15 protein-coding genes are annotated in these 15,585 nt (G+C 41.7%); 8 read left to right on the top strand and 7 right to left on the bottom strand.

All coding sequences use genetic code 11. The features are described from left to right. Positions 1–55: 55 nt before the first annotated feature. Positions 56–1,135 (top strand): type I restriction endonuclease, encoded by a 1,080-nt coding sequence (locus tag FLA_RS14910; RefSeq protein ID WP_076378476.1) that lies wholly within the window; start codon positions 56–58, stop codon positions 1,133–1,135. Positions 1,136–1,224: 89 nt separating this feature from the next. Here FLA_RS14910 and FLA_RS32065 read toward each other — a convergent pair whose 3' ends face one another. After that, positions 1,225–1,542 carry a DUF5763 domain-containing protein gene (locus FLA_RS32065; protein ID WP_144264000.1) on the bottom strand — a complete coding sequence of 106 codons (318 nt, stop codon included), beginning with the start codon at positions 1,540–1,542 and terminating at the stop codon, positions 1,225–1,227. A 57-nt stretch (positions 1,543–1,599) separates the two neighbouring features. Further along, positions 1,600–2,625 carry a hypothetical protein gene (locus FLA_RS14900; RefSeq protein ID WP_076377962.1) on the bottom strand — a complete coding sequence of 342 codons (1,026 nt, stop codon included), beginning with the start codon at positions 2,623–2,625 and terminating at the stop codon, positions 1,600–1,602. A 25-nt stretch (positions 2,626–2,650) separates the two neighbouring features. Here FLA_RS14900 and FLA_RS14895 point away from each other — a divergent pair, with 25 nt between their 5' ends. Continuing rightward, positions 2,651–2,944, top strand: a complete 294-nt coding sequence (locus tag FLA_RS14895) for a hypothetical protein (protein WP_076377964.1) — start codon at positions 2,651–2,653, stop codon at positions 2,942–2,944. Positions 2,945–3,028: 84 nt separating this feature from the next. Here the strand turns inward: FLA_RS14895 and FLA_RS31490 are convergent, their stop codons facing one another. After that, positions 3,029–3,232 carry a hypothetical protein gene (locus tag FLA_RS31490; RefSeq protein WP_076377966.1) on the bottom strand — a complete coding sequence of 68 codons (204 nt, stop codon included), beginning with the start codon at positions 3,230–3,232 and terminating at the stop codon, positions 3,029–3,031. Between FLA_RS31490 and FLA_RS14885 the strand changes: the two genes are divergently transcribed. From FLA_RS14885 to FLA_RS32060, 3 genes are all read left to right on the top strand, one after another. Beyond that, complete coding sequence (locus FLA_RS14885) at positions 3,231–4,874, top strand: tetratricopeptide repeat-containing sensor histidine kinase (protein ID WP_076377968.1); 1,644 nt, start codon at positions 3,231–3,233, stop codon at positions 4,872–4,874. The two genes, FLA_RS31490 and FLA_RS14885, sit on opposite strands and share 2 nt — an antisense overlap. A gap of 6 nt (positions 4,875–4,880) precedes the next feature. Next, positions 4,881–5,543, top strand: a complete 663-nt coding sequence (locus FLA_RS14880) for a response regulator (RefSeq protein WP_076378479.1) — start codon at positions 4,881–4,883, stop codon at positions 5,541–5,543. Between the two features lie 1,140 nt (positions 5,544–6,683). Further along, on the top strand, positions 6,684–7,076 hold the full coding sequence (locus FLA_RS32060; RefSeq protein ID WP_076377972.1) for a CPBP family intramembrane glutamic endopeptidase: 393 nt from the start codon (positions 6,684–6,686) through the stop codon (positions 7,074–7,076). A 78-nt stretch (positions 7,077–7,154) separates the two neighbouring features. On the opposite strand, the gene FLA_RS14865 is transcribed toward FLA_RS32060, so the two are convergent. Beyond that, a complete protein-coding gene (locus FLA_RS14865) occupies positions 7,155–7,862 on the bottom strand; it encodes a Crp/Fnr family transcriptional regulator (RefSeq protein WP_076377974.1) in 708 nt (235 codons plus the stop codon). A gap of 96 nt (positions 7,863–7,958) precedes the next feature. Here FLA_RS14865 and FLA_RS14860 point away from each other — a divergent pair, with 96 nt between their 5' ends. From FLA_RS14860 to FLA_RS14850, 3 genes are all read left to right on the top strand, one after another. Continuing rightward, a complete protein-coding gene (locus FLA_RS14860) occupies positions 7,959–8,594 on the top strand; it encodes a class I SAM-dependent methyltransferase (protein WP_231940446.1) in 636 nt (211 codons plus the stop codon). Between the two features lie 275 nt (positions 8,595–8,869). After that, positions 8,870–9,106: a hypothetical protein gene (locus tag FLA_RS14855; protein WP_076377976.1), complete on the top strand. Its 237-nt coding sequence runs from the start codon at positions 8,870–8,872 to the stop codon at positions 9,104–9,106. 141 nt (positions 9,107–9,247) lie between these two features. Continuing rightward, on the top strand, positions 9,248–9,880 hold the full coding sequence (locus FLA_RS14850) for a YoaK family protein (RefSeq protein ID WP_231940445.1): 633 nt from the start codon (positions 9,248–9,250) through the stop codon (positions 9,878–9,880). Between the two features lie 201 nt (positions 9,881–10,081). On the opposite strand, the gene FLA_RS14845 is transcribed toward FLA_RS14850, so the two are convergent. The 3 genes from FLA_RS14845 to FLA_RS14835 form a co-directional block, all read right to left on the bottom strand. Then, positions 10,082–10,831 (bottom strand): LytR/AlgR family response regulator transcription factor, encoded by a 750-nt coding sequence (locus tag FLA_RS14845; protein ID WP_076377980.1) that lies wholly within the window; start codon positions 10,829–10,831, stop codon positions 10,082–10,084. A gap of 83 nt (positions 10,832–10,914) precedes the next feature. Beyond that, on the bottom strand, positions 10,915–12,231 hold the full coding sequence (locus tag FLA_RS14840) for a RagB/SusD family nutrient uptake outer membrane protein (protein WP_076377982.1): 1,317 nt from the start codon (positions 12,229–12,231) through the stop codon (positions 10,915–10,917). Between the two features lie 10 nt (positions 12,232–12,241). Beyond that, positions 12,242–15,562: a SusC/RagA family TonB-linked outer membrane protein gene (locus tag FLA_RS14835; protein ID WP_076377984.1), complete on the bottom strand. Its 3,321-nt coding sequence runs from the start codon at positions 15,560–15,562 to the stop codon at positions 12,242–12,244. Between the last annotated feature and the right edge of the window lie 23 nt (positions 15,563–15,585).

The following is a 15,585-nucleotide window of genomic DNA, read 5'->3' as shown; positions in this document are numbered from 1 at the left end:
TAATATAGCCAGCATGTGAACTGGTATTTTGCGTGTAAAAGCAAAACAGTTTACTATGGATTTTAAAGATATTATAAAGCAGCTGGCTGAACGAATAGTAAAGCACAAGGAATTGGTGCATACAGAAGAAGCCACCAAGCATTCATTTGTGATGCCTTTTCTCCAGGCATTAGGATATGATGTGTTTAATCCACTGGAAGTAGTGCCTGAATTTGTGGCTGATTTAGGTATTAAAAAAGGAGAGAAAGTGGACTACGCTATCATGAAAGAGGGTAACCCGGTTATCCTGATAGAATGTAAGCATTGGTCTACAGAGCTTGATCCGCATAATTCACAGTTGTTTCGTTATTTCCATACCACAAAGGCTAAATTTTCTATTCTTACCAATGGTTTTGAGTCGCGTTTTTATACCGATCTGGATGAACCTAATAAGATGGATGAGAAACCCTTTTTTATATTCGACCTGAATGATGTTCGGGACACACATATAGAAGAGTTAAAGAAATTTCATAAAGTGTATTTTGATTCAGATACTATTGTGTCTACAGCCAGTGAGCTCAAATACGTAGGGCAATTGAAAGCGCTGATGATGGCTGAGTTTAACAACCCCAGCCAGGATTTTGTAAGGTATTTTGCCAAACAGGTATATAATGCAGGTATTCTTACGCAACGCGTAATGGATCAGTTTACTCAACTTACCAAAAAGTCGTTTCAGTATTATATTAATGACATTATAACGGAGCGGTTAAAGTCTGCTTTGCAGAAAGAAGAAATAGACCAGGCGGTGCAAACGGTTACAGAAGTACTTGCTGATAACGATAATAAAATTGTTACTACTGAGGAAGAGTTAGAAGGCTTCCGGATTGTACGATCAGTTTTGCGTCAATATGTATCTGTGCAACGGGTTTGCTATCGTGATGCATTATCTTATTTCGCTATTTTATTTGACGATAACAACCGAAAGCCTATTTGCCGATTGTATTTCAATGGAAATAAAAAATACATAGGCGTGTTTGATGCGGAAAAGAATGAAGTGAAAAAGGAACTGACTTCGCTGGATGATATATTTTCTCATGCGGATGCTTTAATACAGGTAGTGCAATATTATAACCAGGCCAAAACGATAGAAGCCTAAACATACCAACAAGACCCTTTATACATCAAAGCCCCGCGCCTGCGGGGCTTTTTATTGGCTATACCTTGGGTAGCAGTTATGTAAACGTATTAATTAGCATGTTGCCAGCAATAGCCTGATGCACCTGCTCTGCGCGAACATTGTGTGCCTTTTTTGGTAGTGGCTTTGCATTGCGAAAACGGAATTTCTTTGTTGTTGCCAGGCGCACAGGGTAGGCTTTTAGGCCTGGACTTCCCGGCTGCGCATACTCCACATGTGCCACCTGCAGTGCAATACTTACAAGCCGAACAGTTTTTACAGGCAGCGCAGTTATCGGCTCCTACGCATTTTCCTGCATGGTGTTCTGAAATGGGAGTAAAGGAAGTAAGGCAAGTCAGTGTTACAAAGATTGCCAGCAATTTTTTCATTATTCAATGGTTTAATAACGGGTGGGTTATGTGAATAATATGATGGAAGTCGCAAGACTAATTGTTTCGCAAGGGTGTAATATATTTATCAATAATGTAATTGGTAATAGGTTTTAATCTTAACTGATAAGAAACGGGATGGAAACCTTCCGAGGTATAGTATTCAGGATCTGAATCTTTTTTAGGTTTTACATACCAAACAAATCCTTTTGCATTATAGGTAATAGTGTCTGGCCTTGTTATTTTCTTAAAATGAGTGATTTTGGTCGAGTCCAGTGCAATAACTAAAGTGCCGTCTATTTTTTCATTGCAGGAAATAGGCTGATAATGATCGCCTGCCCAAAACATGCATTTTTCATTTCCGGTAAGCATAGGTGTTTTATAGTTGATATTATTATGTAAGCGCCAGTAAATTCCTGTACCGGCTAATAGCATTCCCGTTGCTAATATACTTATCATTATTGCATAACGTTTTCTGGTTTTCCGTAATGGAGCAGGTGTAGTTGGGGGAGTGAGTGGTTTTGGCGGAGTTGCTATCAGGGCCGGGGAATTGGTTGTTATTTCACTGTTGTTGGTGCCAGGGGTTGATGCTAGTGATGTTGTTATGTCATCTTTTTCATTACCTATATCTTCTGTAAGAAGCTCCGCTTTTTTTGTCTCTACCGGTTTTATATCTCCTTCCGGTAGCTCCGTTTTTTCTTTCTCTAAAACAGGCGTTTCCTCTAAAGAATACTTTTTTGAAAGCTTGAATGGTCGATCCTCAAAATCTATCAGCCAGGCCAGAAGTTCAATGTTTTTCTCATTGGTATCCATTTTATGGTTATTGAGAAATTTATTGAGTTGCCTGAATTTGTTGATATCAAAATTTCTTATTGTTTCTGCATAGTCTGCCGGACTATTGCACTTCCCAAAAAAATCGCTGAGCGTTTTTTCGTCTGACTTCAGAAATCTTTCTGTGCATGCAGCTAAACATGCATCCCGCAATTGGGCTGGTGAATGGTATTGTAGGGCGGAGGAAAGCTCGCTCGCATCCCTTTTTTTACGATAGCTCCGAAGAACTAATTCTTTGTAATCAGGAAACATAGCAGGATTTATATAGTAAATCTAAATGTTTTTTTGGAATCATACCGGTCTTTTCGGATTTACGCCGGAATTGCCGGACTTACCGGAATCGTTTGCCAGTAAAGGCTTTGCGCCTATCTACCTTTGGTTTGGAAATCAGGGGATGCCCTCCTGGCTAAAGGCAAACTGTTCGAAACTGATTTTCACCCGAGTAGAGAATGTGGTGGTGGATAACTGGTTTTGGGAAGCGATTACCTGCTTCCACATTCAAAACGCTCTCTTCCCAAAAAATGTAAGTAGCGCTGCTTACACCTCCAAGCACAACGCGCCGGAAGCATAACAGCCGGTAGCGATTTTATTCACCATTTCATACTTACTAAAATGTTTCATATTCTTTTTGCAATATTTATGGCATTGGTATGCCCTAACCATAATAGAGATAACGGTACAGTAACCACTCAGGATACCAGTGGCGAAACGGGGCATATACCTCCCAAATTACCACCGCCACCACCGGCGCAGTAATAGGATGAATACTTACACAATAAGGCAAGAGAAATCTTGCCTTATTTTTTTTATTTTTAGTGTAAATAGCCATTTTGAGAAATTTACCCTGTTTTGTATTCATGTTTGCAACCCTCTGGTACGCGTGTACCCCAAAAACGGTTACCATTGAACGGGTGAAGGAAAATGCGGATTATAAAAAAGCGGACTCCTTTTTATATGTTAACAATGATTCTGCCTTTTATTACTACAATAATGTAGTGGTCAATGGTAAGGATAGTGTATTGGTAGCTATGGCATATAATAATATGTCAGTGCTTCAATCTTCGGTTGGAGATTATTGGGGTAGCCAGGAAAGCCTGCTTACGTCGTTAACATACTTGAATGAGAATAAAGAAAGGGATCACTCCTGCCTTGCTGCTGATTACAACGAACTAGGAAGTGTTAGTTTAGAGCTAAAGCATTTTGATGATGCCATTAAATATTACGATCTGGCAATCAGGTTTGCCAAAGATTCAGGATATCAAAGGGTGGTATTAAATAACAAGGCAGTTGTTTATCAAAAAAAGAAGAATTTCAACCAGGCCATAAGCCTCTATCTTTCTATTCTTAATAAAAGCAAAACAGATACAAAAGAATATGCGAGGGTAATTTCTAACCTGGCCAAAACAAGATGGTTACAAAATCCGGATTATGATGCTGCTCCTGAATTGCTAGCTGCTTTACAAATGCGGCAGAAAGAGGGCGACCTCTGGGGGCAAAATGCCAGTTACGCACATCTGTCTGATTATTATAAGAATTCTCATCCCGACTCTGCCTTTATATATGCTGATAAAATGTATTCCATTACGCGGCAAATCAACAACCCCAATGACGAATTAGAAGCATTGCAAAAATTAATTATGCTTGGTTCTCCTCAAATGGCAAAGCAATACTTTTCGCGGTATCAATTTCTAAGTGACAGTCTACAAAATGCCTGGAACACAGCCAAGAATCAGTTCGCATTGATACGTTATGAGGTAGGGAAAAATAAAATGGAAAATCTGAAGTTACAGCAGGAGAATACGGAAAGAAAGCTTCAGGTAGCTCACCAGCGTTTATTGCTGATAGTAATATTAGTATTTATTGTATCAGCTGTTGTAATTACTATTACCTGGTATAAAAAACGAAAACAAAAAATGCTTTGGGAAACGCAGACGGCCATTCGTGAAAACCGGTTACAAACATCTCAGAAAGTACATGATGTGGTAGCGAATGGGCTGTACCTTATCATGATGGAAATGGAGCATAAACAGGGAATAGATAAAGAGCATTTACTGGACAGGATAGAGGGTCTTTACGAACAATCGCGTGACATATCCTATGAACAGCCGGAGCAGCTGCATCAGAATTTTTATGAGGAGTTGGCGGGGTTGATTACCTCTTTTGCCACACCTGCTACTAAAATAATGATAGTAGGCAATAATAGTGGTTTATGGACGGGTGTAGATAGTACAGCCAAACATGAGGTAAAGCATATTTTACAGGAATGGATGGTAAATATGAATAAACATAGCCAGGCGCAAAACGTGGTAGTGAAGTTTGAACGGCAGGATAATTATATCATCATTACTTATAAAGATGATGGGATAGGATTCAGGCGTGATTTCACTTATGGAAATGGATTTACGAATACGGAAAACCGTATTCGCAGCATTGGGGGACGCTTTATTTTTGAACAACCCGATAAAGGTGTAAAAATCCACGTTTCTTTTCCAATCACTTAGATGAAAATGATAAAAAAAGTACTTATTGCCGAAGATCATGAGATTGTTAATATCTCTGTTCAAAAAACGCTGGAGGACTTGAATATAACTGACGTGCAATATGCGGCCTATTGTGATGAAGCATTGTTGAAGATACAAAGGGAACTGCAACGTAACCAGTCGTACGATCTGCTTATTACAGACCTCTATTTTGAAAAAGACCACATACCGCAACAACTTTCCGGTGGGGAGGATTTGATAGCAGCTGCCCGTCAGGTACAGCCAGATTTGAAAATATTGGTTTTTTCAGCAGAAAATAAGCCTGCTGTTATAGAAAAGTTACATGGCCATGACATAGATGGTTATGTGCGTAAGGCCAGAAACGATTCCCGCGAACTCAAACAGGCTTTAGAGACTATTGGTAAAAATCTGCGCTATTTTCCCCGGCAGCTGATGCAGGGAGTAAAACAGATGAATGCGCATGATTTTACCTCGTATGATATAATTATTATAACACTATTGTCACAGGGTATTCGTCAAAAAGATATGCCGGAGTGTTTGAAAGAGAAGAAAATAACCCCTTCGGGTTTAAGTAGTATTGAAAAACGGCTTAACACTATTAAGGAGTCATTAGGGGTGGGTAATAATGAGCAATTGGTTGCTTTTTGTAAGGACAATGGGATTATTTGATTTATCCGCGATTTTTTCGGTTTACGGGTTCCCGTAAAAAAAATCGTTCTATGCCATATACTTTTGACTTGTAACAATAAATCACTTTTTCTTGAAACAGAAACATTACGTATCAACAGAAGCACGGGGCAATGCTGAGCACGAAGTGTATTATCATTATATAAAAGGGGGAGTTTTATATATACGTGCGTCCGTTTCCCTAGACCCTGCTTTACAAGTTGAGCAAAAGCCCGCTTTTTAGCGGGACTTTTTTTCATCTTTGTAATTATACTTGCTATCAGATTTATTAACTATTCGCCCTATACATGAAAACTTTTCTGTTTGCCGCACTACTCTTTAATGGAGTCAGATGCGCTGATACTACTACGGTTTATATGTGTGATAGTCCCACCGCCAGGAGATACCATTTCCGTTCGGATTGTGGTGGCTTAAACCACTGTAATTACAGGATTATTAAAACAACATTGGATAGTGCAAAAAGCAGTAACCGAACACTCTGTAGCATGGAAAGGTCTGTGCCCTGAAATATCTTTTATAAACCTAAAATACATTAAAATGGCACATCCTGTATTAAACGAAGATTGGTCGGAATATGATAACCGCAAAATTATAGGTTATCAGGATCGGTCTCAATTTTCATGTACTGAAAGCTGGGAGGTGAATTACCTGGTAAATAAACTAAGGAAACATTTTCCATATAAGACAGACACTGCAATACGAATGGCAATCGCTGCCTGCTGCAATTCAACCAATCCTCCTCATGCGCGTGTTGATTTCGTTGAGTGTGTAGTGAGAAGACTAAACTGCTAATAGTATAGATTTGAAAATAAAAATATTGGAAAGGTTGTTTGATTAAATATTTATATACATATTCGTACTGTATTCTTGTCCGTCTCCCCGTATATAGTTTTCACTAATTTATATTATTGTCAACCCAATAAAACGTGATGCTGTATGCATACTTTAACTCTGGCCGCAAACAAAACTCGGAAAATTATGTCCGGTGCTTTACCGCTTTTATTCAAAAGAAAGCTGTTGGGCGCGTGGTGGTTGTGGAAACGGTATTTTGTATAAAATGACTTTTTCTCACTTCGGCAAAGCAAGCAGGGAAGTAAAAGCGCTTTGCTGGTTGCTGTGTTGATGATTGTATTGTCCACACTGGTTTGGGGGCTATCAGGGCATGCTAAGTGGGATAGGGAAACATTACTTTTTCAGCTTTTACTGCCGGGCATTGATGAGGAAATGATGTTTAGAGGTGTTCTTTTAGGGCTTTTATTAACCGCGTTGAAAGAGCGTATTGCCTTGATCGGCAGTCCTGCTATAGGGATTACGGCTGTGCTTTTTGGATGTTCCCATGCAGTAACGGTAGGAGCGCATTATTCCATTCACTTTGATCCTTTTTATTTTCTGCAAACTGCATTGGCGGGGTATGTGTGGGGATGGATAACTTTCAAAAGCAGGAGTATCTTATTGGCTATAGTATCACACAACCTCTGTAACTTTTTCGGAACGCTTGCAACAATGATAAAATAAAAAAGCGGGTGTTCTTCGATAGTGCCTTAATATGTTCAGGATATAAAATGTTCTTTCAGGGATGAATGACTATAACACTTACCGGTAATTTGTTATCTTTATAAGTGCTTTAATGTCCATTATTTTTATCTTCCTGCCTTGTGTTTCAACAATTCCTTCCATTTTGAGTTCTTTCAGCAGGCGAACCACGTTTTCTTCTGTTGTAGCGGCCATGCTGGCCAAATCCTTGCGCGGGATATTAATTTCAATGTTATCTGTATCTAATTCAGGAAGCTTATATTTCTCTCTCAAAACAATCAGCGAAATGGCCAGCCGCTCTCTTACCGAGTGCCTGGCAACAATGGAAATACTGTTTGCAAGCACCTTGTATTCATGGCTAAGTGCTTTTAACAGGTGATTAGACAAGTTAGGGGACCGTTCCACTGCTAAAAGAAAATCTTCTTTGGGGATAAACGCAATAGAACTATCCTCTAGTGCGGCGGCTGAGTCCGGATAAGTTTCACTGGATAAAACCGCATGGTACCCGATCATTTCACCGGCATTGGCTACATAAATGATTTGTTCGTTTCCTCCCTTATCCTGCTTGTATTTTTTTACCTTTCCCTGTTTGATAAAGTAGATGCCGGAAGCATAACTATTTTCCCGGAAGATCATTTGTCCTTTTTGGTATGGCTGCTCTATCATATTTACAGAAAGCCTTTCCATTTCTTCGATAGATAAACTATCCAATACCGAACTGGACTGAAAGATCCACTTATCTATAGGGAAAATACCTTTTAAGCTCATACTCCGGGATATTCGTTCACAAAAAGTTGATTTTTATCAACTTTCCGATTGATAACTTACAAAGTTACCGAAAAGATATAAAAATAACTTTGCAGAATGATACAGGCAGGTAATGTGAGGCAAAACATTATGACAAATGAAATCAAAGACACAAGCGTTTTTTCTACTGACGTAAGCTTTGATGATGTATATCCACGAGAAATTCGTCGTTTATCCAAATCACACTGGACATCTGTAGAAGTAGCTAAAAAGGCTGCTTCGTTTTTAGCAGAAATCCCTGGCTCCTGTGTACTTGACATAGGTTCCGGAGTGGGAAAGTTTTGTTTGAATGCAGGCCATTATTACAGAGATAGTCATTTTTTTGGGGTAGAACAAAGGAGTAGTCTGGTAGAAATTGCCAAAGAAACGCAGCAGTTATTAGGCATTCAAAATGTGACATTCATTAATGCCAATTTCACTCAACTGGATTTTTCTGAGTTTGATCATTTCTATTTCTTTAATTCTTTTTATGAGAACCTCACAGGTGAGCAAGATTGGATTGATGACTATATTGACCACTCTGAAAGTTTATATAATTACTATACAGGTTACCTGTATAAAATGTTGGAGACAAGACCTCCTGGCACCCGCCTGGTAACTTATCAGAGTTTATTTGAGGAAATTCCTTCAGGATACCAGGTAGTTGAAAATGATCTTGCTATATTATATAACTGCTGGATTAAAACAGAATAAGTGTGTTGCAATGTAAATGTTCAGGATTCGTTGCTTCTTGTCAGCAACCTAATATTTATCGTACAATGAAATTAAAAACAATGGAATTATCTATATCTGATACATTCAGTCCCATTGAAGTGGATTCACAGCAATGGAATAATATCAAGTTGGCCAGGATAGAGTTTACAAGGCTAAAGCCGGCCTTTGCAGTGGTCTCACACAGCTAAGCCAGCAAGTATACAACCATGCGAAAGATAAATGATATAAGAATCCCCTCAAGTGTCCTATTCACCATGCAGATATGGCAAATCCTGAAAGAAAAAGGATATGCCTATCTGCAGGTGAAGGCATTGACTTCTGATGGCAGAACGGATTATATCTCTACCAGCTATATTATCCTGGAACCGTTTTATCAACTACCTGGCGAACCCAATCAAATAGAAATATTTGAACCGATTGATAGCCCTATTTTCAAAAACTGGGCACAAGCAGAGGATGATACTATCCTGGTTCTAAAAAAATATCTTTGATTTTTTACTGTTGTAAAGCTGACTTAACCACAGATGTTCAGGCATAGAGGACAAAAAAGAACTTTCAGGCACAATATCCGTTTGGCCATGTTGCTCTGTTTAACCGCAGGGTTTGTCAATGCTTCCGGTTTCCTGGGTTTCATGGTACTTACTACCAATGTTACAGGCCATGCAGCCTTACTGGCTGTAAAGTTAACGGAAGGAGATCTTCGTTCTGTCCGCATGATAGGTCTTTGGTTAATATTGTTCCTTGCAGGCGCATTCCTGTCTAGTCTTTATATTTCAAAAGCGGGTCATGATAACCCTTATGCTTATTCCATACCCGTTATTGTAGAAATAATCATCCTGGTCCTCGTTGGATACTTCGGATATAGTTTTGATAACACTATTGTGAAAACGGAATATTTTGCCGGCAGCCTGCTTTTTGCTATGGGCATGCAGAACGCGCTTGTATCCATTGTATCCGGCTCTGTTGTCAGAACTACACACCTTACAGGTATGTTTACCGATCTGGGTATTGATTTGGCTGCTGCCTTACTCAAGCCCACCTCAAATTATTCTTTCATCTGGAGAAAGATTGAACTACGGATTATCATTATTACATTTTTCCTTGCTGGTGGTATTATTGGAGGTTTTGTTTTTGTCAAACTGCGGTACCATAGTTTTTATCTGGCTGCAGGTTTTCTGGTGATTGCCATGTTCTATGATTTCTTTAGGGTTAAGGTGAAGCGTATTCAATCAAAAGTAAGGAAGATGACAATAGTCAGGGATTAAGTTTATCGTAAACCTCCGTAATATGTCTTTAAGCCAGCTATAAGACTCAATGTTATACATTTTGCATGTTCCCATCAGGCTGTAAAGTATACCACTTCTTTTGGCAGCTTCATGTGAACCGGCAAAGAGGTCGTTTTTTCTGCCCAATGCAACCAGTAGAATTGGTTGACGCAAAGCGTTCGTGACGGGAACCGAAGATCACTACATATCCAGCCACTGCTTAAACTCCTCCGCTCTATCTTCACTTACAATACTATCAATACCATCTGGTGGGGTAGGTGTTAATATTACCTGCACTCGGTTGCGTGTTAGCCGGTGCATCTCTTTAATAGCGCTGATATGAATAATAAACTTGCGGTTAATACGGAAAAAATCAGAAGGGTTTAACTGCGGTGCTATGCTGGCTATGGTTTCTTCTATAATATAACGCTGCTGGTCTTTGGTAACCATGAACAGGTATTTATCAGAAGCCATAAAATAGGCCACATCTTCCATTTGTATGGTTTTGATGAGGTTGCCTATTTTCACCATAAAGCGGTTGCGCAGGCGGCCGGCGGGGAGGGCCGGCAAAGATTCTGAGGCAATAGGTGTTGTCTGGCGAATGGTGGCCAGCTTGTCCAGCGCGGCACGTACATCCGATTCTTCAAAGGGTTTTAGCAGGTAATCGATGCCCTGGTGTTTAAATGCCTTTAGCATGTACTGATCGTAGGCAGTGGTGAATATTACGGGGCTGTTAACGGTCACTTCCTCGAAAATATGAAAGCTTTCCCCATCGCCCAGGTGAATGTCCATAAAAATAACATCAGGCTGTGGGTGAGTGCTTAACCAGCTTACGGCGGCCTGTACGGTTTCCAGGATGGCGGTAATCGCTATCTGTGGGGTAATGCGTTGCAGCATATGTTGCAGCGTGTTAGCTGCAAGCTCTTCGTCTTCTATAATCAATACTTTCATGGGGCCGTAACTAGGCCTAAAAGTATAAAAAAACTCCGGCCTGTGTTACCAGGGCCGGAGTTTGCACTATAAAACGGTGATGGTTATTGCAAATTGGGGTTATTGGCCAGCGCATCTTTAGGGAAACGCAGGGTATAACGTGGATCGTTCTGTTGCAAGGTAAAGTCTTCTCCGGCTAAAGAATGCACCAGCGAAGGTTGGCCGGTGCGACGCAGATCGTACCAGCGATGACCTTCCAGGGCCAGTTCGCGTTCTCTTTCATTGAGTATTTCCTGTATCAGGGCAGCCTGGTCTAAACCGGCAATGCGGGTGGCTTCTGTCTGGTAATAGGCAGGTTTCAGGCGGCTGGCTTTCAGTTGCAGCAGGCTTTCCCGCGCGGTAGGCAGGTTGTTGGTACGTGCGGCAGCTTCGGCCTGTAACAGGTACAGTTCGCCGTTGCGAAATGAGATTTTTAACGCATCACTGTTGCCTTTGAGGGAAACATAGTCTCCGCCTGATTTGCTGAAATACAGTGGAAAGCGTAAGTCGTTCTGCTGATCGTAAATGCCCAGCAGGTGCGAACTGATCATGGCTATGCTACCCAGGTCAAATGCTTTTTCCATCGACATGATGTTTTCCACGCTCTGGTAATGGATGGGTAATACTTTAGAGCTGTTCAGGTTTTCGAGCTTGTTGTTAATGGCCAGTGCATCTGTACTCAGTGTTAAAGCCTGGTCCCATTCGCCACGGAAAGCACGCACACGTGCCAGTAAGGCTAGTGCGGCACGTGTAGTGAAACGATAGTTTTTACCAGCTTCAAAACTGTCCACGTTCAGCAGTTCTCTGCCTGCTGCAATATCCGCCAGTATTTGTGCATATACAGCTTCTACGGTAGCGGGGGCATAGTTTTGTTCCAGGTCTATTTTTACCGAAACGGGTACGCCGCGGTCGGTGCTGGCGGTAGCTTTGTTGTAAGGTTTGGCATACAGGTTCAGTAACTCAAAGTGACTGTAAGCACGCAGCAGATAAGCTTCGCCTTTAATCTGCGCGGTTTCCGTGGTTTTACCCGCTTCATTCTCCACCTCTGCAATTACATGATTGGCGTTAAAAATCGCTTTATAAAACTGCACATAAGGAAACTGCACCGTTAAGTTATCGGGGTTGGCATCTTTCCAGCTATAGATATCCTTCATAGCAGGGTAGTCTGTAGCGTATTCGTCCAGCACCAGTTCGTCGGTACGTAAGGCCAGTAACGATTTATGTGTGGGAAAGCTGCTATAGGCAAAGGTTAATAAACCTCTGAAATCATCAGCTGTGCGTGGTATCACGCGACCTGCAGGTTGTATATCCAGGTATTTTTTACAGCTGGCAGCAGTCAGTAACAGGAAGCAGGCTGTAATATATAGTTTGATTTTGTTCATGGTGTGCTGATTAAAAAGTGGCGTTTAATCCAAATGAAATACTTCTGGTGATAGGCTGGGCGTAAATGTTACCGAATGTTTCCGGGTCGAAATAGCCGTTATAGCTGGTGCCGAATACAAAAGGATTGCGGGCTTCTGCCGATAAACGCAGACTGCTTACTTTAATAGCGCGTGCTGCATTGGCTGGCAGGGTATAACCCAGGCGAATGCTGTTGATGCGTACATAGCTCATCTTTTTGGCAAAAACGTCCAGCATGCGATAGCTGTTGATAGGGTCTTGTGCGTTCATCCAGGTATAAGCCATCCAGCGCTCGCCGTTGTAGCTGTCTTTACCAAAGGCAGGTGGCAGGTTGTTGATATTCTTAGAATAGTTTAATCCACGATCTACGGAAGCCGGGTTATACGCCGGTGTACTTTGACGCCATTGATTAATATTAAACAGCGCTGCCACTGCCAGGTCAAAATTGCCCAGGCGGAAACGGTTGATTAAACCACCTGTGTATTGTGGGTCCATATCACCGGCATAGGTAAACAGGTTCTGGAAATCTTTGGTAGCCAAACGGGTGTCCAGCAATTCACCAGGGAATATATCTGCATAAGGATCATACAGTTGGAAGAAGTTTTCCAGTGACGTGGTTTTGCCATCCTGTACAAACTGCGGAATGCCATTGGCATCCAGTCCGGCTGTTTTTAATACAAATAAAGAGTTCACCGGATGGCCTTCGTTAGAAGGCAGGTAGCTGCTGGGGCGCACGCGCTGGCGGGTTACCTTGCTCTTGTTATGGGTGATGTTGAAGTCGGTTGACCACTGGAAGTTTTTGGTACGGATGTTACGGGTAGAAATGCTCAGTTCAATACCCTTGTTGGTTACCATAGCAAAGTTAGAGCTGGTGAAATCGAAACCGTTTTCCAATTGCAATGCTTCGGTAGAAATCAGGTCTTTACTATTGCGGTTGTAATAGTCCACCGTTACCTGAACTGCGTTGTTCCAGAAGCCAGCTTCTACGCCTGCGTTAAAGGTGTTGGTTTTTTCCCATCTCAGCTTGTTGTTGGGCGGACTGGTTACCGAAATGCCCGTTTCTGTATTACCAGGCAACACACCTATGTTCTGGTATTCGCCTATGATATAAGGGGAAGTGTTTTTATCAATATTACCCTGTATGCCATACGAGCTACGTACACGCAGGTTAGAAAGCCAATTCACTTCTTTCAAAAAGGTTTCTTCTTTGGCATTCCACGCGCCAGATACAGAATATATAGGCAGGTATTTGTATTTAGGATCTACTCCAAACAGGTCAGAACCATCGTAACGCACACTACCATATAAGGTGTACCGGCGGTCGTAGGTGTATGCGAATGTTGCATAAGCAGAAGCAAACGCGTTTTCTACAAATCCTTTCTGGTAAGAACGGAAATTAGCGTTGCGTGCAAAGTCTGCGTTAGGGAAGAGGATCTGCTGTGTGGTGAGTGTACGTGCATCATAGCCAAAACCTTTGGTGGAAATATCTGTGTTCCTGTTGCGTCTCAGTTCAGAACCTACCAGGGCATCAAACTCGTGTTTGCTGTTCACTACCTTGTTATATTCCAATACGGTTTTCCAGTTATTCTGGAAGAAGGAAGTGTTCTGGTTTTGAATAGTACCACCAGTGGGCAGAAAGTATTCATATTTGCGGGTAGAGGAATTATAAAAACGGGTACTCTCTTTCAGCTTGCGCAGGTAATAAGAGTTAGTACCGGCAAACTTCTCAGAGCCGGTTTCATCAAACTGCAAACCTAACTCCGAGCGGAATTTTAAATCCTGCCACACTTTATAGTTCACACTGAATAATGCTTTCAGGCTGCTGTTGGTAAGGTTGTAGTGCGTGTTCTCTCTTTCCTCTATAATGTTAAATGGAATATATACATCTCCGCTTAGGTTGCTGGTGCCAAAAATGTCCTTGTCATATACATAGTTACCGGCGTTATCCAGGATAGTTAAATAAGGATTGGTGTTTCTGCTGTAACGCGAAGGGCTGGTGTTGGCATCTATTTCTGTTAAATAGTTCTGACGGCTGGAACGGGAGCCAAACAAAGCAGCGCCAAAAGTTAATTTAGATGATACATTGAAATCTGTTTTCAGTGTGATGTTATAACGTTTCAGGCCTGTTCCAACAGTAGTGCCTTTTTCATCATAATAGCCACCGGAGAAATAATAGTTTACCTGGTCGCTACCGCCGGATAAGTTGATGCCGTATTGCTGGTTAACAGCTGTTTGATACAACTCTTTACCCCAGTTGGTATTGTTTTGACGTAAGGCATTGATTGCTGCTTGTGTGCCGCTGCTCAGGCCGCTGAAACCATTGGTACGGAAGGCATCTAATTCATCTGCACTATTTAAAATTCTGGCAACGGCACCCTGTTGATCCCGATAAGTAAGATACGGATTAGCAGCCAGCCCCAGTTCAAAATCTATTTTCTCGTTAGCGTTCATGAGGTTCAGCTTGTCAAAAGCCGGACGCTCCGCTATAAAAGTGTTGGCGGTAAAACCCACGTTTACGGGGCCTTTCTTGCCTTTTTTAGTAGTGATAACAATAACACCGTTAGAGGCTCTTGCACCATAAATGGCCGTAGCTGCCGCATCTTTTAGCACAGTGATGTCTGCAATGTCATCCGGGTTTAAACCGGCAATAGGCAGGTTGCGTAGTTGGTCAATATTGTCTTTGTCGTAATTCAGTGGCAGGTTGGTTCCTTCTAATGGAATGCCATCCAATACCCACAGTGGATCCTGGTTGGTCAACGATGCAGTACCGCGTATTCTTATCTTAGGTGCATTGCCCGGGCCACCGTTCACACTGGTTACCGCTACACCGGCCATCTGGCCTTCTAACATCTGGTCAACACCTGCAACACCTGTTTGTCTTACCTTGTCGTAATCCACTTTCACGGTAGCGGTGGTGTTCTTTCTTTTAGAAGTGCTGGTGTAACCGTTCACAATCACATCGCTCAGCATATTCTTATCGCTGCCCAGTTTAATGGTAAGATGTTTTTTGTTAACGATGTTGATGAGTGTTGTAGTAAAACCTATACAGCTTACTTTCAGGTAACTCACGCCCGCAGGCACTGTCAGACTAAACTGTCCCTTAGCATCTGTAACAGCGCCGGTTACTGCGTTTTGTATCACGGCGGGGCCAGCTTGTTCGCCAATAGGACTTTGATCAACAAATACAGAAGCACCGGGAACGGGCTTACCGTCTTCTTCCGACAACACCTGGCCGGTAATAGTTTGTGGATCCTGGCTGTAGCTGGTGAAAACACTGCACAGCGCCAAAAGGATGAATAGTAATCTCCTCATTTTTGCAAGATTAGGATAGTTGT

This window comes from Filimonas lacunae (assembly GCF_002355595.1).
GTDB classification, from domain to species: domain Bacteria; phylum Bacteroidota; class Bacteroidia; order Chitinophagales; family Chitinophagaceae; genus Filimonas; species Filimonas lacunae.
This window is presented reverse-complemented; position numbering and strand designations above follow the sequence as displayed.